This is a genomic window from Lysinibacillus sp. NPDC047702, from assembly GCF_050272555.1.
Classification (GTDB): Bacteria; Bacillota; Bacilli; order Bacillales_A; family Planococcaceae; genus Lysinibacillus.
This window is the reverse complement of the sequence record NZ_JBNNMG010000029.1, coordinates 1-20,373: the sequence shown is the minus strand read 5'-3', so window position 1 is coordinate 20,373 and position 20,373 is coordinate 1. Positions and strand designations below refer to the sequence as shown.

General features: G+C 36.3%; 18 protein-coding genes and 1 pseudogene. 15 read left to right on the top strand and 4 right to left on the bottom strand.

Features of this window, described 5'->3' with window-relative positions:
- Positions 1–6: 6 nt before the first annotated feature.
- On the bottom strand, positions 7–129 hold the full coding sequence (locus ACQKIM_RS14690; RefSeq protein WP_009370491.1) for a hypothetical protein: 123 nt from the start codon (positions 127–129) through the stop codon (positions 7–9).
- Between the two features lie 347 nt (positions 130–476).
- Complete coding sequence (locus tag ACQKIM_RS14685) at positions 477–935, bottom strand: chemotaxis protein CheX (protein ID WP_427545151.1); 459 nt, start codon at positions 933–935, stop codon at positions 477–479.
- Between the two features lie 748 nt (positions 936–1,683).
- Between ACQKIM_RS14685 and ACQKIM_RS14680 the strand changes: the two are divergent.
- From ACQKIM_RS14680 to ACQKIM_RS14630, 11 genes and pseudogenes are all read left to right on the top strand, one after another.
- Positions 1,684–2,699 (top strand): annotated as a pseudogene (locus tag ACQKIM_RS14680) (ABC transporter ATP-binding protein); the annotation flags it as partial.
- Positions 2,677–3,654 carry an ABC transporter ATP-binding protein gene (locus ACQKIM_RS14675; RefSeq protein WP_427545149.1) on the top strand — a complete coding sequence of 326 codons (978 nt, stop codon included), beginning with the start codon at positions 2,677–2,679 and terminating at the stop codon, positions 3,652–3,654. The pseudogene ACQKIM_RS14680 and the gene ACQKIM_RS14675, both read left to right, overlap by 23 nt.
- Positions 3,651–4,442: an IclR family transcriptional regulator gene (locus tag ACQKIM_RS14670; RefSeq protein ID WP_427545147.1), complete on the top strand. Its 792-nt coding sequence runs from the start codon at positions 3,651–3,653 to the stop codon at positions 4,440–4,442. Before ACQKIM_RS14675 ends, ACQKIM_RS14670 begins: the two co-directional genes overlap by 4 nt.
- Positions 4,443–4,472: 30 nt before the next feature.
- Positions 4,473–6,053, top strand: a complete 1,581-nt coding sequence (locus ACQKIM_RS14665) for an ABC transporter substrate-binding protein (protein ID WP_427545145.1) — start codon at positions 4,473–4,475, stop codon at positions 6,051–6,053.
- Positions 6,054–6,118: 65 nt separating this feature from the next.
- Positions 6,119–7,048, top strand: a complete 930-nt coding sequence (nikB, locus tag ACQKIM_RS14660) for a nickel ABC transporter permease (RefSeq protein WP_427545143.1) — start codon at positions 6,119–6,121, stop codon at positions 7,046–7,048.
- 4 nt (positions 7,049–7,052) lie between these two features.
- A complete protein-coding gene (locus tag ACQKIM_RS14655; RefSeq protein ID WP_427545141.1) occupies positions 7,053–7,955 on the top strand; it encodes an ABC transporter permease in 903 nt (300 codons plus the stop codon).
- 8 nt (positions 7,956–7,963) lie between these two features.
- Complete coding sequence (locus ACQKIM_RS14650) at positions 7,964–10,786, top strand: M14 family metallopeptidase (protein ID WP_427545139.1); 2,823 nt, start codon at positions 7,964–7,966, stop codon at positions 10,784–10,786.
- A gap of 9 nt (positions 10,787–10,795) precedes the next feature.
- Positions 10,796–11,410, top strand: a complete 615-nt coding sequence (locus ACQKIM_RS14645) for a pyroglutamyl-peptidase I (RefSeq protein WP_427545137.1) — start codon at positions 10,796–10,798, stop codon at positions 11,408–11,410.
- Positions 11,394–12,089, top strand: a complete 696-nt coding sequence (gene pxpB / locus ACQKIM_RS14640; protein ID WP_427545135.1) for a 5-oxoprolinase subunit PxpB — start codon at positions 11,394–11,396, stop codon at positions 12,087–12,089. Before ACQKIM_RS14645 ends, pxpB begins: the two co-directional genes overlap by 17 nt.
- Before the next feature lie 3 nt (positions 12,090–12,092).
- Entirely contained in the window at positions 12,093–12,962 is an 870-nt protein-coding gene (locus tag ACQKIM_RS14635; protein ID WP_427545133.1) for a biotin-dependent carboxyltransferase family protein, read from the top strand.
- Positions 12,953–13,678 (top strand): 5-oxoprolinase subunit PxpA, encoded by a 726-nt coding sequence (locus ACQKIM_RS14630; RefSeq protein WP_427545131.1) that lies wholly within the window; start codon positions 12,953–12,955, stop codon positions 13,676–13,678. Before ACQKIM_RS14635 ends, ACQKIM_RS14630 begins: the two co-directional genes overlap by 10 nt.
- Positions 13,679–13,740: 62 nt before the next feature.
- On the opposite strand, the gene ACQKIM_RS14625 is transcribed toward ACQKIM_RS14630, so the two are convergent.
- Positions 13,741–14,061, bottom strand: a complete 321-nt coding sequence (locus tag ACQKIM_RS14625) for a DUF4183 domain-containing protein (protein ID WP_427545129.1) — start codon at positions 14,059–14,061, stop codon at positions 13,741–13,743.
- 23 nt (positions 14,062–14,084) lie between these two features.
- Positions 14,085–14,510: a DUF4183 domain-containing protein gene (locus tag ACQKIM_RS14620; RefSeq protein WP_427545127.1), complete on the bottom strand. Its 426-nt coding sequence runs from the start codon at positions 14,508–14,510 to the stop codon at positions 14,085–14,087.
- A 459-nt stretch (positions 14,511–14,969) separates the two neighbouring features.
- Between ACQKIM_RS14620 and ACQKIM_RS14615 the strand changes: the two genes are divergently transcribed.
- The 4 genes from ACQKIM_RS14615 to ACQKIM_RS14600 all read left to right on the top strand — a co-directional run bounded on the left by ACQKIM_RS14615 (position 14,970) and on the right by ACQKIM_RS14600 (position 20,262).
- On the top strand, positions 14,970–18,581 hold the full coding sequence (locus tag ACQKIM_RS14615) for a dynamin family protein (RefSeq protein ID WP_427545125.1): 3,612 nt from the start codon (positions 14,970–14,972) through the stop codon (positions 18,579–18,581).
- 10 nt (positions 18,582–18,591) lie between these two features.
- Positions 18,592–19,401, top strand: coding sequence for a sulfurtransferase (locus tag ACQKIM_RS14610; RefSeq protein ID WP_427545123.1), 810 nt, complete (start codon positions 18,592–18,594; stop codon positions 19,399–19,401).
- A gap of 307 nt (positions 19,402–19,708) precedes the next feature.
- Entirely contained in the window at positions 19,709–19,885 is a 177-nt protein-coding gene (locus ACQKIM_RS14605) for a hypothetical protein (RefSeq protein WP_427545121.1), read from the top strand.
- Positions 19,886–19,905: 20 nt separating this feature from the next.
- Positions 19,906–20,262 (top strand): group II intron maturase-specific domain-containing protein, encoded by a 357-nt coding sequence (locus ACQKIM_RS14600; protein ID WP_427545220.1) that lies wholly within the window; start codon positions 19,906–19,908, stop codon positions 20,260–20,262.
- Positions 20,263–20,373 lie beyond the last annotated feature (111 nt).

The following is a 20,373-nucleotide window of genomic DNA, read 5'->3' as shown; positions in this document are numbered from 1 at the left end:
AGTAGATTAAAAACGTCCGATGAACAAATCGAAGCAGTACACCCAAAGCAAGATAATAATGATGCCTACTCCAAATACTGCGTAGAGTGAACCTTTCAAATTCTCGTCGGATTTCTTTTTATTTGCCATTTCTGTTCCTCCTCCGCTTTTTATAGTGATCTTTCTTATTGCCATAATATAAAAATAAATCTTTTTTAGATGTGAAAAAAATCACACAATGGGGAGGATTGTGTGAAAAAAGTGTGAAATATATGCTTGGATAAAAAAGAAGCTATCTCAAAAGTCATTGAGATAGCTTCAGGCGTATAGAATTTGGCGTTATTTTTATCAAAATTACTTATTTTTCAAGAAATTTTACTAATTAGAGTTTCTTGTGAGCCTTAGAGACCACTAATGCAAATCGTAGAACGTATTCATAAATGCTCGAAACAGTTGCATAGGATATATCATTTGGAGCAGTTGAAGATTCTCGAATTCTACGCTTCTTCCTCAATTGTTAATAGAACTGTTAGTCCACCAATGCTAGGAATTGCAACAGGGAGTACAAACGCTTTTTCAAATCCGTACAATTTTGTGTTCCCAACCATTACGGTTGGAGGCGTGATATCAATTTCTAAGCTTTCTTGTCCTACAGCTGTACATAGGTTACCTGCAATCATATTGCCAAATTCCCCTGTGAAGGATTCTAACATTTCTCCCTCAAGCGGCATTCCGAACATCGTATTACCGATGCCACTAAATATTTCAGGAGAGGAATCAATGATGACACGGCCCTTTATATCTCCAATTAAGCCAATTAATACACCCATTTGCTGCTGTTGAAAAGGTTCCGAAATAATACTTGGCGTTTTCACTTCAATATCCATTGGTAGAATCGATTTTAAAGCATAAATTGTCCCGTTTAAAATAGTTTGAAAGTACTTCGAATTACTCATCATTACCGCATCCTTTTTCCGACTTTTCTACATCTTACCATGTTAAAAGGGTAAGATGAAAGTATGTCTTGACGAATTAAAGGGAAATTTATATTATATTAATGAGAATGATTTTCAAATTCAATCAATTAGTACTTTTTTCTTTTCAAAATGATGTTTTTAATTCAAAAATTTTATTTAAAGGAGCGGTCAGCAATGACTTTCGTATTTATTGGAGCTGCAGTGGTAATCTATATTGGAGTAGGAAAATACGTCATGAAACAGGCGACTGCACATTTGAAATAGTAAAAACTCTATATGTTTAGCTCATTTTTAAAAAGAGTAGGGTATGACCTCAATGTAGTTTGTTGAGTCATACTCTTTTTTTATGCAAAAATTTATTTATTAATAAAATATTTTGTTGTACATTGAGAGAATTTTTTATTCCTTTTAAACAGTTAATAAAGAATCTGATACAAAAGCGAAGACCAATTAAAATACGATTGCTTCAACGTTCAGGGAGAATAAGGAGTTAGGTAGAAGATGAACTGCCCCTAAAAATAATTCACCCTTTTTAAGTTTCACCTTAATAATTGGCATTTAATTTTACGAAAAAGTTACAAAAACGAGATGATTATTTTATTTTTGTAGAATAATTTAATTTAAATAAATATTTATTTTTTTCTGAAATCTATTGAAATTGTGAAAATTTTTCTGTAACATTTTAAAAAATGAAATCGCTTTTCATATTTTGGAACGGGGGTCGAAAATGGGCGTGAATATTTTGGAAGTAAAAGATTTAAAAATTGGTTTTAAACAAGATAAAAAAGAAATTGCTATTGTCAACGGTATATCATTACAACTTGAAAAAGGTAAGACTTTGGGAATTGTTGGTGAATCAGGATGCGGTAAAAGTATGACATCACTTTCACTGATGGGATTGTTACCTCCTGGTGTCGATTGGCAAAATGGGGATATATACATAGATCAAGCGCAAATTAACAAAAAATCAAAAAAAGATTGGCGAAAAATTCGTGGGAAAAAAATTTCGATGATTTTTCAGGAACCGATGAGTTCATTGAACCCAGTTTATAAAGTTGGTTCACAAATAGTTGAAATGATTCTCAGTCATGAAAATATTGCTAAAAAAGAAGCACATGAACGTGCCGTTGACATGCTTCGACTTGTTGGAATTCCTCGTCCAGAAAGAGTAGTTAATGAATATCCTCATCAATTGTCAGGAGGAATGCGTCAGCGAGTTATGATTGCCATGGCATTAGCTTGTGGACCAGAAATATTAATTGCTGATGAGCCTACTACTGCATTGGATGTGACTATTCAGGCACAAATTCTGGAGTTGATGAAAGATCTTCAAGAGAATCTCCAAATGTCTATTATTTTAATTACCCATGATCTTGGGGTTGTAGCTGAGGTTTGTGAACGAGTGATTGTTATGTATGCTGGAGAAGTAGTTGAAGAGGCAACAGTTCTGAATTTGTTTAATCATCCACACCATCCATACACGAAGGGACTCTTAAACTCATTACCAGATATTGAGGTAGAACAAGAATATCTACCATCAATCGATGGGGTTGTTCCAGCACCAGCGGATATGCCCTCAGGGTGTAGATTTTTCGATCGATGTGAGTTTGCAACGGATAAATGCAGAAATAAACCAACTTTATTTAAAACTAATAGTGGCACAAAAGTACGATGCTGGTTATATGAGAGTGAGCATATTGAATTAGAAGGGGGAATGTAAATGACCAGTCCATTGTTAGAAGTAAAGCACTTAAAGAAATATTTCCCATTAAAAGGATCACGGGCGGATTATTTAAAAGCTGTAGATGATGTTTCATTCTCTGTAAATGAAGGTGAGGTTCTTGGGATAGTTGGTGAATCAGGTTGTGGGAAGTCTACTATGGGAAAAACACTAATTCAGCTATTAACACCAACAGAGGGTGAGATCTTGCTGAATGGAGAAAATATTGCAACCCTTAGTCCCAAAAAGGTGCGCCAAAAGCGCCGTGATATGCAAATAATTTTCCAAGACCCGTTTGCTTCACTTAATCCTCGAATGAAAGTTTTTAAAATCATTGAGGAGCCTTTGGTTAATTTTAAAATTGGTACAAAAGAAGAAAGAAAACAGCGTGTTTATGAAGTGGCTACACAAGTGGGATTGACACCAAAACAACTAGAGCGTTACCCTCATGAGTTTTCAGGTGGTCAGAGACAACGTATTGGGATTGCGAGGGCACTTGTGACAAACCCTAAACTTATTGTAGCAGATGAGCCTGTTTCTGCTCTTGATGTGTCTATTCAATCTCAGGTATTAAACATTATGAAAGATTTGAAAAAGGAAATGAATCTTACATATATTTTCATTACACATGATTTGAGTGTAGTCCATCATTTTTGTGACCGCATTGGTGTGATGTATTTAGGAAAAATAGTGGAAGTAGCGGATAAGCATGAATTATTTAATAATCCTAAACATCCCTATACCAAAGCATTACTATCGGCATTACCAAAATCTCACCCTTCAAAAGCAAAAGAACGTATCGTGCTTAAAGGAGATGTTCCAAATCCTGCAAATCCACCTGCTGGTTGTACCTTCCATACAAGGTGCCCAAATTGTATGGAGATATGTAAAGTGACGCCTCCGACTTTAAAAAGTGTTAGTGAAAAGCATGACGTTTCCTGTTTGCTTTATGAAGAGAAAATGGAGCGATCATTATGAGTAAAACATTGGAAAAAGGGATTAATATTTTGACGTTATTTACAGAAGAAAAACCTTCATGGCGTTTAGATGAACTGGCCAATGAAACAGATATTCCTAAGCCTACTTTACATAGATTTCTAAAGACGTTTACAGACTTAGGTGTATTAAAACGACCTTATGTTCAAAGTGGTAGTCAATTAGTATTGAGTGATCATTATTTACTGGGAAATAAATTAATAGAATTAGGAGCCATTGCCTCCAATTCTATTGAAATTCGATCACTCGCTATACCATATATGAAAATGCTACAGCAAAAATTCGATTTGGCAATTCAACTAATAATGATAGATGAAACTGATGGTCTTTACATTGAAAAAATTGAAAGCTTAAAACCCGTTCTATTGTATACACGTGTGGGAAGAAGAGCACCACTCTATGCAGGTGCTTGTTCACGTATTATTTTATCTTTCCAATCAGAGGAAAAAATTAAACATGTGTTGCAGAAACCGCGTAAAAAGTATGCCAGTGGCACGCCTGTTACAGACAAGGATATCTATGAATATATTGAATTCGGGAAAAATAATGGGTATGCCTACAGTGTTTCAGAATTAGAAGAAGGCACAGTATCAATAGCAGTACCAATTTTTAATAGTAATCGAGAAGTAGAATATTCCATCAGTATCGCAGGCATAGACTCACTATTACCTAAAGAGAAAATAGATATATTTTTAGAAGGACTATGGAGTACAGCGGCTTCAATCTCAACTGAATTAGGTTATTCAATGCCATATCCTTATGGCGTATAAAATAACAATACAACAAAGGGGATGTACAGAATGAAAAAACACAAATGGATAACATTACTACTTGTATGTATGATGCTATTATTATCGGCATGTAGTGGCGGCACATCATCAGAAGGAGAGAATAAAAAAAGTGGAAAGGCTTCTGGAGAAAATTCAGCAACTGCACGTGGCAATGAATTAGTCATACGTGTTCCAGGTGATCCACAAAACTGGGATCCAATCGATACATACTTAATTGCTTGGAGTACAGTTGCAACATCAGTATTTGAAGGTTTAGTAAGCCGTTCACTTGATTTAGAAATTCAACCAGGGTTAGCGGAATCTTGGGAATATGTAGATGATAAAACAATCGTATTTAAATTACGTCAAGGTGTTACTTTCCATAATGGAGAACCTTTTAATGCAGAAGCTGTTAAATTTACATTTGATCGTTTACTAGGTGAAGAGGGTCAAAAAGGACCACAATATTCAAACTACACATCGATTGACCGTGTTGAAGTTAATGGTGAATATGAAGTGACAATGTACCTTAACACAATAGACCCAGTATTATTAACGAAATTATCAGGTTATGGTGCCGTAATTGTTCCACCGAAATATATTGAAGAGAATGGGGCAGAGAACTTTGATAAGAATCCAGTAGGTACAGGTCCATTCAAAATGACAGATTATCAACGTGATAAACAAGTGGTTGTTGAGCGTTATGAGGATTACTGGAATAAAGACGAAATTAAACTTGATAAAGTAACATTTAAAGTTATCCCAGAAACAGCAACAGCCTTAGCAGAATTACAAACAGGAAATATTGATATTATGACACGCTTAGAAGTTTCTCAAGCTGCGACAGCAGAAGGCACAGACTTTGTTACTTTAATGGATGTATCAACGCCTACTGCATACTCTATTCGCTTCGATACAGCAAAAGCACCTGTAGACGATGTTCGTGTACGTCAAGCAATCAACTATGCCATTGATAAGGAAACGATTGTGAAAGAAATTTTAAGTGGTTATGGTAACTTAATTAGCTCATTCCAAAGTGAACTTTCTTTTGGTTATAACAAAGAATTACAACCATATCCATATGATCCTGAAAAGGCAAAAAAACTTCTTACTGAAGCAAATGTTGCTGAGGGAACAACTTTAGAGTTCTATATCCCAGGTACAGATGGAATATTTAAAGAGATTGCTCAAGCAGTAGCCTTCTATTTAGAAGAAGTCGGTTTGAAAGTATCTATTAATAGTGTGGAAAATACAACTTTCCAATCTGAATTAATACCAAAAGGTGAAGCTGGGCATATGTATAAGAATGGCTGGGGAGGCTGGACTTTAGATTTCGATAATACAGCTTATTTAATGTATCACGAGGGAGAGTTCTGGAACCCATCCTATAAAAATGACAAGGTTGAGAAATTATTAGCTGCGGAACGTGCAACTAATGATGGAACAGAACGTTTAAAAATCTTTAAAGAGTTAACAGAAGTGTTACATGAAGATGCAACAGAAGTGAATTTATATTCAGACGTTGAAATTTACGGAGTAAATAAGAGAGTGAAAAATTTCCAACCTCCGCATGATGGTCGTTTTAGATTTGAAGGCGTCACTGTCGAGTAAGTAGTAACTATGAGATAGTATGCTTGCATACTATCTCATTCATTTTAAGTTAGGAGGATGGAATTATGCTTTCCTATATTTTGAGACGTTTATCGCATACAGTATTGGTGATAATTGCTGTTTCATTAATTATATTTTTCGCTATTCGTTTAACAGGAGACCCCGTAAGTATTATGTTTGGTGCAGGTGAACCATCACAGCAGGCGATTGATGAGCTAACGGCTAAATTAGGCTTGGATAAACCAATTTGGGAGCAATATTTTATTTTTATGAAAGACCTAATCATGCTTGATTTTGGTACGTCTTATCGCTCGAATAGTCCAGTTCTAGATTTACTGTTAGAACGAGCTTGGCCAACGATTGTACTTGCTTTAGGTGGTATGGCTGTAGCATTGTTAATTGCTGTTCCAATAGGCATTCTATCGGCTGTCTATAAAGGGAAGCCCGTTGATGTTTTTGGTCGTATTTTCTCATTACTAGGCATTTCATTCCCAAACTTCTGGTTAGCGTTTATGCTGATTTTAATTTTTGCTGTAAAGTTAAAGTGGCTTCCAGTATCAGGATTTAATGGATTTAGTTCTTTAATTTTGCCATCTATTGCATTAGGTCTAATTTTATCTGGAATTTTAGTACGTTTAATTCGTACATCAATGCTTGAGGTACTTAAAATGCAATATGTGACAACTGCAAGAGCTAAGGGAATAAGAGAATGGCTTGTAATCGTAAGACATGCATTTAGAAATGCTTTATTACCTACAGTGACATTTGTTGGTTTGCAGTTTGGAGGTTTGTTAGGAGGCGCCGTTATTGTAGAGCAAGTATTTTCATGGCCAGGTATTGGCCGATTAATTGTTGACTCCATTAATCAGCGGGACTACCCGGTCGTACAAGGTGGAGTTATTGTTTTAGCGCTATTAATGATCTTGGTCAATCTGATTGTTGATTTATGTTATTCGTTAATTAACCCAAAAATTAGAACGGGAAGAGGTGACTAATTAAATGACACAGGCAATCGATACAGTGGCAGTGACTACAAAAAAGAAGAGCAAAATAATAATGGTTTTGAACTTTATTAAAAAAAATCCCACAGGAATAATTGGATTGATTTTAGTATTAGCTTCTGTGCTATGTGCCATTTTTGCACCGTATATTGCTCCGTATGATCCAGGGGCAGCAAGCTTAGGGCATCGCCTAGATATGCCCAAGTGGTTAGACGACACAGGGAAATCTCAATATTTACTTGGAGGAGATCAAGTAGGTCGAGATTTGTTAAGTAGAATTATTTATGGTGCACGCATTTCACTTTTAGTTGGTATTTGTGGGGTTGCTATCTCCATGGTTCTTGGCACATTTTTAGGAATTATATCAGGTTATTTCGGCAAGTGGATGGATGATTTAATTATGCGATTAGCTGAAGTTCAATTAGGATTACCTTTTATCCTTTTAGCTATCGTGATTATGAGTGTTTTTGGTACAGGCATTGAGAAAATTATCATTATTCTAGGGCTTACCTATTGGGTTAGCTTTGCAAGATTAATCCGTGGAGAAATTTTAGCATTAAAAGAGCACGAATATATTCAAGCTGCCAAAGCTATTGGAGGGACTCATTTTAAAATAATCCTTAAGCATATTTTACCAAATGTTGCGTCCTCTATTTTAGTATTAGCGACAATGTGTATTGCAGAGTTCATTTTGTTAGAGGCATCTTTAACATTTTTAGGTTTAGGTGTTGAACCAACTGTGCCTTCCTGGGGAGGGATGTTAGCAGATAGTCGAAATTATATGACAACTGCATGGTGGATTTCTGTATTCCCAGGTATTGCGATTATGTTAACAGTATTAGGCTTTAACTTATTAGGAGATTGGCTACGAGACCGCTTAGATCCAAATATGAAAGTTTAGGTGATAATGTGAATACAACTATATATTCTAGTTTATTTAATAAGGATCAACCATTAAAAAAACCATCTTTATATATAGATTTACCTACACATCTTGCACCATTAGGGTTAATTGATTTTTGTGTACGATTAGGCTTAGAATCCAATGAAATTGATTTTGATTTATTTGAATCTGCCAAACAGAAATATTCAATGATATTTTATCCGCATCATACAACATACATGATGAGAAAGAATTCTACTTTCATTGTGTATTATGAAACAGAGGATACATTATCAGTCTTGCTAAGTGATTTAGCCCTTGAAGGAATCATGGAAAGTCATGAAACAACATCATTTACCTATTATGAAAGCTTAAGTCATCTTTGGTCAGCCTATGGTACAGGTGAAAAGGATGAGGCACATCCCTTACAGCATTTAAGTGTACAAATTAATGTACAGCAAGACATTAAGAGCCATGCCATGTTAAAAGAAATTTGTTATATTGGACTACGATTAGGTTTATATTCTACCTCAGCTTCATTTCCTGTAGCGACTCAGGATGAACGTCATTTATCGATTGCCATCAAGCAAGGAACGGAAAATATGATGGAGCTTGTTGATCGAAATACAATTCATATTTTGGGAACGAAAGAAAGTCTACCAACCGTTCTTCATTCGATTGCGAAAGAAAAACATTTTTCTGAAGGTGGTTTACTTGGTATTTGGGAATTCAATGAAAAACAAGTCAATGAAGCGCAACTTTTATATGAAGAGTCATGGCAAGACCAATCAGAAGCTTCGTATATAATTAGTGCACTTCAAGATGAAACACAACTAATAGTAGATGCAGAAATTTATATGACTGCATCAAAGGACAACCGAGATCGATATAGTTTAGATTTGTCTAAAAAATTTCCAGATTTAAAGTCTGTTAAAGTGCGCTCTGCATTTAAAACTGGATTATATTGGATTTTGGAGGAAGTTCTTCCCTCTATTCAAAGTACCTTTACACAGGTGAAAATTATTTGCAAGGATGGCGTTAAGATAAAAGGATTAGAACAGCGGAATCGATGGATTATGGAACTGTATCCAATTGATGAATTAATCGAATTACAGTATGGGGTACCAAAAGAAAATGTGCAATTTGAAATTTCATTTACACAACAGCATGTTTATAGCGTTTATGTAGATGATTTATTAGTAGCTGTACTAAATCCACTTATTAGCGAATTAGATTATGTCGATAACAACAAAAAAACATATCCAACGACAGCAGGCTATCGACTATTTAAAGATGAGGATATTATTCAAGAAAAAACTGTGTTGTCTGATCGAGAACGTTTTTATAAATATTATATCAATGACTATTTATCACGTATGAAGAGGAAATTATCAATTGATAAAAGTAATGTCAGCCAGGGACAACTATTTCCGTTATTTGACAGAATTGAAATTGACTTTACTTCTTCGGGAATTGAAGAGGAGCTACCTGTTAGACAGGAAGCAAACTCATCGTTCGAGGCATTGTATGAAGATGTATATTTTAATACCCTAGATTACTTTGCTACATTAGGTAACCAAATAGTTAATCGACCATTTAAGGCACCTGGGGGCGTTATTCCCTATATTCATATGCAGAAAGATATTTATAAACCTATTTTTAGTTGTATAAGGGTATATCAATGGCATGAAGAGGAATCCACAGACTGCGTAACTAAGCGAATAGTCTTTGATGAAAATGGTCAATTAGATAGTGCAGATATTTATTTAGGAACTAAGCATAAAGCTGTCACAGTGAAGCAGCAATTAAAATTTAAAATAAAAGACGCTTATCAATTATCGAGTAGATACAAAAGTTTTCCTGAAGTTAAGATAAATTATGCCGATTTATCCTATAAAGGAAATTTAATTCCTTTTTTTGAAGTTACAGAACAAATTACAAGTAAATATTTTTCTGGATTAAAGAAATCGAATGAAAAGCATACTATTATCTTTGAAGCAGGACATCATCCAAATGAAGTATCCAGTACTCCTGCTATATTAGAGCTAATGGAGGATGTTATACGTCAACAGCCAGAGCTATTAAAGAAAATTAATTTTATCATCATTCCTCTAGCAAACCCAGATGGCTATGAGATAATGAAAATGTTGACACAAGAGCATCCAAAATGGAAGCATCATGCTGCAAGATATAATGCAGTAGGGTTAGAATTTGCTCATGTGAAATTTCAAAAAAGTGTATTTGGTGAGGCTAATATTTTACCAATTGTTTTAAAAAAATGGGCGCCAGATGTTGTTATTGACGATCATGGAATTCCTGCTCGAGAATGGGTACAACCTTTTGCAGGATATGCTTGCCCTCCAATATTTCCTGTTTCTTACACGTTACCAAGCGCAATGATATATGGAATTGGTCGTTATGCAGATAGTGAGACTAAGGAGATTCAGGCTAAAAATCTAGAGCATGTAGCTGAAAAAGTGAATGCTATTTTTGAAGGAACAACCTTTGCGCAGGATAATGCCTATTGGCGCGATCGATATTTTAAATACGGTACTAAATGGGAACCACAAAAATATCCGATTGAAGAAATGGCTAATATAAATTTTTACAGAAGCATGGAAGTAACACCAACATATTCATCTGTTAGTATTTTGCGTTACCCTCAATGGGTGGCACTAGATATAATTTCTGAAGTGGCAGATGAAATTGTATATGATGAGGAATTAAATTCATGTATTCAGGCTCATAAGCTTTTCAATCAAGCTATTATTCAAGCCACATTATCTGCGCCAGTGAATAAACAAAATAAAAATGGATGGGCGATAAAGCAACGTCCTATAGAAATTTAGGTGAATAACATGACAAAAATACTATTAACAGGATTTGAACCATTTCTTGATTATAAAATTAATCCAACCATGCAAATCGTAGAAGCATTAAGTGGCAAGGAGATGGATGGCTACGAAATAGTTGGACGCATATTGTCGGTAGATTTTCAGCAATCTGCTAATCAATTGAAACAGTATATTGATGCAGTAAAGCCACAAATTATCATTTCTTTAGGATTAGCTGGCGGACGTTATAAAATTACACCTGAACGAATTGCCATTAATGTAAAAGATGGTGAGCCAGATAATAACGGATATACACCAGTTGATGAAAGTATTGATGAAAATGACGCTGATGCCTACCTTACAAATTTACCTATCCGCAATATGGTGAATCGTTTACAAAAAGAGGGCTTCCCAGCAGAAATCTCAAATACGGCCGGTACCTATCTATGCAATAATATTATGTATGAAGGGCTAGTTTATGCAAAGCAGAATGAAAAAGTTAAAGCCGGATTCATCCATATTCCTGCCTCTTTTGATTTGGCAATCCAGCATGGAAAAATACCGGGTTGGAATATTCAGGATTTAACAACATGCATTAAGCTCTGTATTGAGGAGACAATTCGTGCAGCGAAAAATTGATTTTCCTCACACTATGTGGATTAGCCAACACACAATTCGTTTTGCGTTTAAAGAGGAAATATCACAAGAAAATTTTCAAGCAGTCCAACAATTCAACCGATTTTTGAAAAACCATCTACAACGTAACCTTATTGAAAGTGTCGCTAGCTATCATACGGTTACAGCCTATGTTAAGCAAAAGATAGATATTGATTTTTTACAAGAGCAATGGCTTTTCATGCAAGTTACTACTAAAGATGATGAAGTAACAAGTCGTCAGTTGCAAATTCCAATTTGCTATGATGAGGAATTTGCTTTGGATATGGATCGTGTAATGGATTACACATGTTTATCGTTTGAGGACATAAAAAAAATACACATGTCTAAGTCATATAGTGTATATTTGATTGGATTTTTACCTGGCTTTCCTTATTTAGGGGATTTAGACAAAGAATTGTTTGTGCCACGTTTAAGAAAGCCACGTAGCTCTGTATCTGCGAGTTCTGTTGGTATAGGAGGTTTACAGACAGGGATTTATCCACTTGATTCACCTGGTGGATGGAATATTATTGGGAAGACGCCTCTCAATTTATTTAATGTACATGGGAAAGAAATTTTTATTTTTTCTCTTGGAGATCAAGTACAATTTTATGAAATATCTAAACAGGAGTTTTATGAAATAAAAGGTAAAGGAGTGTAGCAATTGAAGCCACTTCTTATAGTAAAAAAGCAAGGTGTACATGGTAGCCTGCAAGACCAAGGGAGATATGGCTATCGTGCGTATGGCATTCCTCTATCTGGACCTATGGATAAAGTGTCCTTTCAAGCAGCGCAATATATCTTAAATAATGAGAAAGACCAAACCTCATTTGAAATGTTTATTGGCGGTTTTGAATTTGAAGCTATTGATGACGGTATCTATGTCTTGACTGGAGCTAAATGCAGGTGTTTAGTAAATGGTGTCCTAATCGAAATGTGGAAAACCTTTCAATTAAGCAGGGGAGATGTCTTGTCCATAAAAAGTGTGAGTCACGGATCTGTTGTTTATCTTACACCTAAAGGGGGATTTCAATCAGAGCCAATACTAGGCAGTAATTCATGTTTTCCACTTGTAGGTGATGCTATTATTGAAGGTAGTATATTGTATGGAAAGAACGCAGGAATTTTACATTTTACAAGAGGACTATATGCACCATTTCGACCGGTATTTGAATCCGACATTACTGTAAGAATTTTTAAAGGCCCTCATTTTGAGCTATTTACGGAAGAGAGTCAACAGCAATTCTTGCAGATTTCTTTTCAGTTTTCGGGTGGAAATCGAATGGGCTATTATTTAAAAGGTACTATACTTCAGCTTGAAAAAATAAAAGATATCTTTTCAGAAGCCACACAGTTTGGAACAATTCAAGTGCCGCAAAATGGTGAGCCGATTATCTTAATGGCAGATGCTCAAACTGTAGGTGGTTATCCGATCATTGCTACAATCCATGAGGAGGATTTACATAAAGTTGCCCAAATGCGCATGTTTAATACGATAAAATTTGTACTAATGGAGGAAGATGTATGTCCATAGATATTAATTGTGATATGGGAGAAAGTAATGATGCTTTAAAAGATCTAGCAATTTTAGACTATGTTACGTCCATTAATATCGCATGTGGCTACCATGCTGGCAATCATACAATCATGCATCAGACGGTAAGAAACGCTATCCGTAAAAATGTTCGAATTGGTGCACATCCAGGATACCCTGATCTCGAGGGCTTTGGTCGACGAGATATGGATTTTAGTGCCGAGGAAATCTACAATATGGTTGTTTATCAAGTTGGAGCTTTGCAAGCATTTGTTTCAGTTGAAAAGGGTTTACTTCATCATGTGAAGCCACATGGAGCGCTTTATAATCAAAGTGCTAATAATATCGAAAAGGCGACCGCAATCGTCAATGCTGTATATGATATAAATCCAGCTTTTATTTTATATTGCTTATCCGGTAGTAAGATGGTAGAAGTTGCAAAGGAAAAGGGATTACAGGTTTATGAGGAAGTTTTTTCTGATCGTAATTACAATGTTGATGGTACATTAGTGAGTAGACGAGAAGAGAATGCATTAATTCAAACAGAGGCTGAAATGCTTGAACATGTCAAAGGAATTTTGATGTCGAATGAAGTGATGTCAGTACAGCGAAAGAAAATCAACATTTCTGCACAAACTTTATGTATACATGGTGATGGTCCACATGCACTAGACTATGCAAAAAAAATCTATAAGTTAAAATATCATATCAAATAAATAGAAAAGCTGGATGCCCTAAAAACCTATATTTTTAGAGCATCCATTTTTAGTTAAGGGCATTAAATAGTTGTTACTAATTCAACAGCTTCGATAATAATTGGAGTACCAGCAGAAATAGTGCCTGTAACAGTATTAAACGTTAATTCTGTTGCAGAAACTGTATAAGAATCACCTTCCTGAAGTACACCATTAATATATAAATTATAATATCCATTCGTTACAATTGGAAAAGTAGTTGCCGGACTACCGTTATCATTTAAAAAGGAAGTAGAAGCAATAGTTGTTCCATCTACAATTGCTAAAGGAGTAGCTAAAATATTAAAAAACCTTGTGGAAGTACCTGATACATTTACATTGATATTAATAATGGAAAGCGCCACGTCGTTCACCTCCTTTCAAATGATTAGTTCGTTTGGTTTATAAAACCGAGCGATTCGATGATGATAGGTGTTCCTCTATAGATGGTTGAACTTTCAGCTTTTAGGTTTAAGGAGGCTGGAGTTACGGTATAAATCCCGCCCTCTTGCATTACACCATTAATATAAAGGTTGACGTACCCATTTGGATGAATAATTGTAAATGCGGCTACTTGGTCTCCATTATCCTCCCAAAACAGATCAGCGTTTAAAGCAGCTCCATTTGTCAAATTAATATCAGCTGTAACAATATAAAAATATCTATTCACAATTGGAATAATCGTTCCACTAGGAATAATGACTGGAGGAGTAATGAAAGACGCAGTACTAGCTTTTATCCGGGGCCATACAAATCGATCTTCACAGCCGCATTCACATATTTGTTTGTTTTTCCGATAATTACCTTTATTCATATTCTAATCACTCCATTTAATTATTGATGCCCCTGCATCTACTATTCTGTTTAGTGCCTACAGTAAAAATGGAAGCATGCTTGTAATCATTTCATTACCTTTAAAATATGAAATAAATTCTAAATGGTTTAGTTAAGCATCCTAATTTAATAGTTTTTTTAGAAATAAGCTTTATATCGTTGGTTAAACATGCCTGTGTTGACGAATATTACGTCTGAGACCTTGATATATATGCTTTTTAAAGTAAATTAGTGTTATACTTTGCTTGTCGAATAAGGTAGAATACTAATTATGAATAATTTATCTTCATTCCGAACAACATTGAATGAAGATAAAGCCTCTGGCGGATGTCGTGAACTTGGAAGGGCATGATTTACGATTCAAATTTAGACAGCATTGTTTATCCGTAGCGAAAGCGCCAAGGCGAAATTGATTAATGATAAAGGGGATACTGGTTTTATGAATGATTTTGATCAGCAATTGGAGGGGCTGTTAAAGCAAGCAGCGTTACAATACATAATATATCAGCATAATGATGATACCGAGCGTATGGATAAAACATCACTTTTTGCGCGAAAATTACAGCAAAAAGAGTATGTTATTGGATTTGCAGGCCACTTTTCTGCAGGAAAGTCGAGTATGATTAATGCACTTTCTGGTGAAAATTTACTTGCATCTAGTCCAATTCCAACGAGTGCTAACATAGTAAAGGTCCATAAGTCAGAGGAAGATTATGCGATTGTCTATATGCATAATGAAAAGCCTGTAAAGTTTGAGGCAGGCTATGATTTTAAAACTGTTAAAGAACTTAGTAAAAATGGGGATCTTGTGTCGCAAATTGAAATTGGGCACAGTGCATCGACATTACCATTTGGTGTCACAGTGATGGATACACCGGGGGTAGACTCCACAGATGATGCACACCGAATGTCCACAGAGTCAGCTCTTCATATTGCTGATATCGTATTTTATACAATGGACTACAATCACGTGCAATCTGAATTAAATTTCCAATTTACAAAGCAGTTGATGAAGTACAACCCAAATGTTTATTTGATCGTTAATATGATTGATAAGCATAAGGAGAATGAATTAAGCTTTGAGGAATTTAAAGCGACTGTTCATCAATCATTTGCCGCTTGGGGAGTAGTACCTAAAGGTGTGTTTTTCACTTCTTTAAGAGAGCCAGAGCACCCATATAATGATTTTGAAGCTGTGAAGAAAATTGTTATGGATAGCATGAATGATTGGCAGGACCAGCTTGTACAAACTGCAACAAATACACTGCGTTTATTGCAAAGTGAGCATGACACTTTTTTAATGGAAGAAAGACAGGATCGTTTAGATATTGATGAAGACGTATTAAGTGCGGATGACTGGGCGAACCATAAGGACATTTTAGAACAATACAATAAGCTAAATCGTCAAGTGGAGTTGTTTTCTGTAGAGGCATGGAACGAGACATTTGAAGAGCAGCGTAAGGAGCTGCTTGCGAATGCAGCCATTATGCCTGCCGATTTACGAGATAAATTACGCCTGTATTTAGAGAGCCAGCAGGAAGGTTTTAAAGTAGGTGGCTTATTTACGGCTAAGAAAAAAACGGAAGAAGAACGAAACCGTCGTAAAGAAGAAGCCTATAGTGCCTATCAAAATGTTGCACATGCGCAAATCACAGGTCATTTAAAGGGCTTAATGAAAAAGGTTTTAAAGGATGTTGGAGCACTAAATGAAGAGCGTGCTTCAGCAATTGATACGTATGTATTTGATCTGCCATTTTCACTGATCGAACAACAGGTGCAGGTAGGTGCTTTGTTAACAGGAGATGCTGTATTAAACTTTGCTAATCGTGTAGCGGAGGCTACAAAGCGCTACTTTATTCAAGAAACGGATCATTGGAAGGATGCACAAGCAAAATTATTAGAAACAGTAGCGACAGAAACAGCTGCTCCATCTAAATTAAAAATGGCAGGAATGCAGACAAAGGTAGATGCTATTCAGGCTGTGCTTGAAATTGAAGGCTACCAGCAATATAGTGCAAGTGTTATGCATCAGGCGAGCAATGAAATTCGTAAGCAAGCAAATCAACAATTGACAAACTGGGACAACGCATTTAAGCAGGATTTAGCAGAAATTCGATTATTTGATGAAGCAATGCTGAAGCCAAAAGAGCAAGCTGTTCAACAAGAAGAGGTGCAACAGGCTGTGAGTGCAACCAGCCTTCCTATTGAAGGTGTTATTAAACGGGCTATGCATACAGCGAACGCCGTTAAAGAGGTTCAAGGCTTTGCGGAAGTAGCGAGTTATATAGAAAATAAGGTAGAGCGTTTGCAAAAGAAAGATTTTACAATCGCATTGTTTGGTGCATTTAGTGCTGGAAAATCCTCTTTCTCCAATGCCCTTATGGGTGCAAAGGTTTTACCAGTTTCACCAAACCCTACAACAGCAGCCATCAATAAAATACGTCCTGTAACACCAGACCATCCACATGAAACAGCCGATGTACTGTTAAAAAATGCAGATCAAATGCTAGAGGATATAAAAGGCTCCTATGCAGCGATTGGGCTTTCTGTTTCCTCATTAGAAGAAGCCTTTAACCGTGCGGATGAAGGACTTGCTGTACAGCTTTCTGATGAGCGTTTAAATGTCCATAAATCATTTATTCGTGCATATAAAGAAGGCTTCCCAACGTTTAAAACTGAGCTTGGCAAAGTTTTACGTGTTGACCGAGAAGAGTTTGAAAAATTTGTTGCGCAAGAAAACAAATCTTGCTTTGTTGACAATATTGACTTCTATTATGATAGTCCACTGACACGCATGGGTGTAACATTAGTTGATACGCCAGGAGCTGACTCTATTAACGCACGACATACAGGTGTTGCATTTGAGTATATCCGTAATGCGGATGCAATCCTGTTTATTACTTATTATAATCATGCCTTTGCAAAAGCAGACCGTGAATTTTTAATTCAGCTTGGCCGTGTGAAGGATGCATTCGAGCTAGATAAGATGTTCTTTATTGTCAATGCTATTGATTTGGCAACAACAGAGGAAGAACAGGAAGATGTAAAGGGCTATGTGCGTTCAGAATTACAACGCTTTGGCATACGCTTCCCTCGACTTTATGGTGTATCTAGTTTGTTGGCATTAAAGGAAAAAGTCGAAAGTGCTGATTTAACATCAGGTATGCCACCATTCGAGGAAGCTTTCTATACATTTTTAAATGATGAATTAAGTGCATTAGCGGTGCAGGCACTTGCAGAGGAAGTTGATAAAACTGAGCAACGTTTGGGTGATTTAATTTCTCAAACAGAGGAAAACTTAAAGCGTAAGGATGAACGTTTAGAGGAGTTAACAACACTTGAACAGCATATCAAATCCAAGTTCAATACCCTTAATACAAGTATGGCAGAAAGTGAAACGAAGCAAGAGCTAGATGAATTATTATACTATGTTCTACAGCGCGTATACTATCGATATCCAGAGTTCTTTAAGGAAGGCTATAACCCATCAACATTTGCAGCAATGCCAGCACAGCAAGCATTGGAGCATGCTTTGAAGGAAGTATTACAAAGCCTACGATTTGATTTTACACAAGAAATGCGTGTCACGAATTTCCGATTATCACAATTTATCAGTAAGAAGATGCAATTACGCTTTAAAGATGAAGTACGTGAGTTAAAAGAACTAAACCGGAGCTTCTCGTTTTTAGCCTTTGAAGCTGCTGAGCCAGATTTACTTGATTTTGAGGGGCCATTTACCGATAATGCAAAATATTCAAGCGTAAAAACGCACTTCCGTAATGCTAAAGCATTCTTTGAGAAAAATGAAAAGGTAAAATTAAGTGAGGCATTAGAGGCCTTAACAAAGCCAGATGCTCAAAATTATTTGGATGCACAGAAGGTATCATTAATGACATGGGCCATTTCCTACATTGCTGAGGAAGCGGAAAGATTACGTCTGCATATTTACCATCAGGCACTTGAGCAAATTGCTACAGAAAGACTTGTACTTCAAGAAGAAAGTCGTTTAGCTTCTTGGAAAACGATTTACGCGCAATTACAATACGCATGAGGTGATTCGTATGGGAAAAGTATTCAAATCAGTAGAGGAAATTCAATTTGACAGTGTTCGTTTTGTTGATGCCCGCTTTGATTTACAGGACAATGAAGCAGGGAAAAAAGCATTCGATGAGGGGCATGCGCCAGGAGCTATTTATATTCACCTAGAGCAGGATTTATCGGATATGGAGTCAGATAATGGTCGCCATCCAATGCCAAACAAAGAAAAGCTATCAGCAGTTTTTCAAGGATTAGGTTTAAGCTATGATGATCAGATTGTTGTTTATGATCAAGGTGCTGCACCATTTGCAACAAGAGCATGGTGGATGCTAACATATGCTGGTTTTCCAAATGTAGTCATTGCCAATGGCGGTGCACCAGTACTCGAGAATAAGATAGCCTTCACCAAGGATATCATTAAATACCCACCAACTACTATTGAGTTTGAATGGCAGGAGGATCACTACGCTCCACGTGAAGTGGTAAAAGCGATTGTTGATGGAGAAGTAAAGGCAACTTTACTTGATGCTCGTGCTGCAGCTCGTTATCGTGGAGAGGTGGAGCCATTAGATAAAGTAGCTGGACATATACCAACTGCCAAAAATTTTGACTGGGAGCAATTGAAATCAGAAGGTCAATTACAGGCTAATGATGCCCTACGAAATAAGGTTTCATCTGATGAACATGTTGTGGTCTATTGTGGCAGTGGCGTGACAGCATCGCCTTTATATGCTGTCCTAGCCGATGAAGGCTACGAAAATATTCAATTATATGTTGGTAGCTATAGTGATTGGATTACCCAATATGAGGTAGAAAAGGGTACAAATGAATAAATGATCGGAAAAACGCTCACGATGGTGGGCGTTTTTTTATATGTGTGCCCGGCATGCGCACAATCGTTACCAACGGCAATTTATGGAGAGCTTATAAAAAGGTAAAAGAAAATGGAGGGGCTCCGGGCGTAGATGGAATAACAGTTCACGAACTAAAATCTCACCTGCGAAAACATTTTGAGCCACTTAAAATCAAACTAAGAGATGGCACTTACCAACCGCAACCGGTGAAAAGGGTAGCTATTCCAAAATCGGATGGCACGAAGAGATATTTAGGGATTCCTTGCGTACTCGAGGAGAACGTGTTATGGCAAGTGTGAAGAAATATATCGGAGAAGATTTAGGTCTAACGATTAATGAAAAGAAAAGTAAAGTATGCGGTGCAACAAGCGCTACATTCCTAGGTTTTAACATACAAAACTTAATGGGAAAGTTGGATGCCGACCGAGTAAATCCGCTAAACAACGATTCAAAGATAAATTAAGAAAATTAACGAATCGAAAAATAGTAGGAACGTTTGAAGAGATTGTGAAAAGAATCAATCAAACAACGGTTGGATGGATTAATTACTATGGAATTGCCCATATGAAAGCCTTCATAAAAGAAATACAAGGTTGGTTAAACCATCGATTGCGTCAACTCATCTTGAAGAGATGGAAGAAACCAAAAACGAAATATGCGAAACTACGTCAATATGGAATTAACCATGATGATGCGATGAAAATAGCCTATTCAAGAAAAGGGTATTGGCGACTATCGAGAAACGAGATTATCCATCGAGCGATAACAAATGAAAAGCTCACAAAGTGGGGATTGAAAAATATAACCCAGCTGTATGAGCTCAGATACTTAAGGGATTGAACCGCCGTATACGGAACCGTACGTACGGTGGTGGTGTGCTGTGCAAAGGCACATTAGAGATGAGGAAAGGCCCCTCGATAGAGATTGAAACAGGCAAATCTATCAAACAAC

Bases quoted from the DNA above. Each gene is read 5' to 3' on its own strand.
- nikB (WP_427545143.1), top strand. From the start codon at position 6,119: ATGCTTTCCTATATTTTGAGACGTTTATCGCATACAGTATTGGTGATA.
- ACQKIM_RS14675 (WP_427545149.1), top strand. From the start codon at position 2,677: ATGACCAGTCCATTGTTAGAAGTAAAGCACTTAAAGAAATATTTCCCA.
- ACQKIM_RS14630 (WP_427545131.1), top strand. From the start codon at position 12,953: ATGTCCATAGATATTAATTGTGATATGGGAGAAAGTAATGATGCTTTA.
- ACQKIM_RS14670 (WP_427545147.1), top strand. From the start codon at position 3,651: ATGAGTAAAACATTGGAAAAAGGGATTAATATTTTGACGTTATTTACA.
- ACQKIM_RS14620 (WP_427545127.1), bottom strand. From the start codon at position 14,510: ATGAATAAAGGTAATTATCGGAAAAACAAACAAATATGTGAATGCGGC.
- ACQKIM_RS14610 (WP_427545123.1), top strand. From the start codon at position 18,592: ATGGGAAAAGTATTCAAATCAGTAGAGGAAATTCAATTTGACAGTGTT.
- ACQKIM_RS14645 (WP_427545137.1), top strand. From the start codon at position 10,796: ATGACAAAAATACTATTAACAGGATTTGAACCATTTCTTGATTATAAA.
- ACQKIM_RS14665 (WP_427545145.1), top strand. From the start codon at position 4,473: ATGAAAAAACACAAATGGATAACATTACTACTTGTATGTATGATGCTA.
- ACQKIM_RS14690 (WP_009370491.1), bottom strand. From the start codon at position 129: ATGGCAAATAAAAAGAAATCCGACGAGAATTTGAAAGGTTCACTCTAC.
- ACQKIM_RS14685 (WP_427545151.1), bottom strand. From the start codon at position 935: ATGAGTAATTCGAAGTACTTTCAAACTATTTTAAACGGGACAATTTAT.
- ACQKIM_RS14655 (WP_427545141.1), top strand. From the start codon at position 7,053: ATGACACAGGCAATCGATACAGTGGCAGTGACTACAAAAAAGAAGAGC.
- ACQKIM_RS14605 (WP_427545121.1), top strand. From the start codon at position 19,709: ATGGCAAGTGTGAAGAAATATATCGGAGAAGATTTAGGTCTAACGATT.
- ACQKIM_RS14615 (WP_427545125.1), top strand. From the start codon at position 14,970: ATGAATGATTTTGATCAGCAATTGGAGGGGCTGTTAAAGCAAGCAGCG.